This window comes from Variovorax glucosi, assembly GCF_051216695.1.
In the GTDB taxonomy this organism is placed as follows: domain Bacteria; phylum Pseudomonadota; class Gammaproteobacteria; order Burkholderiales; family Burkholderiaceae_C; genus Variovorax.
The window spans coordinates 1-1,205 of sequence record NZ_JBPJZE010000215.1 but is presented as its reverse complement, the minus strand read 5'-3'; the positions used below and the strand labels follow the sequence as shown (position 1 = coordinate 1,205).

The 1,205-nt window shown below is 71.3% G+C and carries 1 protein-coding gene; it reads left to right on the top strand.

Going from position 1 to position 1,205, the window contains the following annotated elements; all coding sequences use genetic code 11:
* Positions 1–1,205, top strand: a 1,205-nt coding sequence (locus tag ACSFA3_RS24395) for an ABC transporter ATP-binding protein (protein ID WP_435507959.1), incomplete at both ends; no start/stop codon positions are given.

The window sequence follows — 1,205 nt, the reverse complement described above, 5'->3', positions numbered from 1 at the left end:
CAGCGTCCCGCCCACCGGGGCCTGTCGTTCCGCGTCGCCGCCGGCGAACGCGTCGGCATCGTGGGCCCCAGCGGCGCAGGCAAGTCCACCATCGTGCGCCTGCTGCTGCGCGAGTGCGTGCCGCAGGCCGGTGCCATCCGCGTGGGCGGCCACGACATCAACGTCCTCGAGACGCAGACGCTGCTGAGCCAGATGGCGCTGGTCAGCCAGGACATCACCCTGTTCCACGGCACCATCGACGACAACCTGCGGCTGGGGCGGCCCGATGCAACCCACGAACAGGTGCGCGCCGCGGCCCGCGTCGCCAACATCGATGACTTCATCATGGCGCTGCCGCAGGGCTACGCCACCCACATCGGCGAACGCGGCCTGCAGCTTTCGGGGGGCCAGCGCCAGCGCGTGGCGATCGCGCGCGCCCTGTTGCGCGACGCGCCCATCCTGATCCTGGATGAAGCGCTGTCCTCGGTGGACACCGAGAACGAGGCGCTGATCCAAGAGGCGCTGGACCGCCTGATGGCCGGGCGCACCACGCTCGTCTTGGCGCATCGCCTGGCCAGCATCATCGGTGCCGACCGCTGTCTGGTGTTGGACCAGGGGCGCGTCATCGAGCAGGGCCGGCACGCCGAACTGATGCGCCAGCAAGGTCTCTATCACCGCCTGATGCACGAACAGGCCCTGGACCTGAGCACCACCTCCGCCAGCGCCCCGGCGCCTGCTGCGACGCCGGCCGCCTTGCCGTGCGCCTCCGGCGATGGCGATGGCGATCCAAACCCGGCACCGCGCTTGCTGGACGCCGACGCCGACGCCGACAAGGTCGGCTGGAAGGCCACGCTGGCCACCCTGTTGTCGGTGGTTCGGCCCTGGCGCGGCACCCTGGTCGCCACGATCCTGCTGGGCGTGGCGCGCGTGGGGCGGCAGGACAGCTTCTTCGAACTCGGCGGCCATTCGCTGCTGGCGCTGCGGCTGTTGGAGCGCATGCGCGCCCAAGGCTGGGCGGCACAGGTGCGCACGCTGTTCCAGCAGCCCCGGCTCGGCGCCTTCGCGCAGGCGCTGGCGCAGGAGCCGGTGCGGCGGGAAGTGATTGTTCCGCCCAACGGAATTCCGGCGGATTGCCGGGCGATCCAGCCAGAGATGCTGACGCTGTTGGCGCTGGATGCGCGGGAGATCGCGCGCATCGAGGCGGCGGTTCCGGGCGGGGCTGCCAA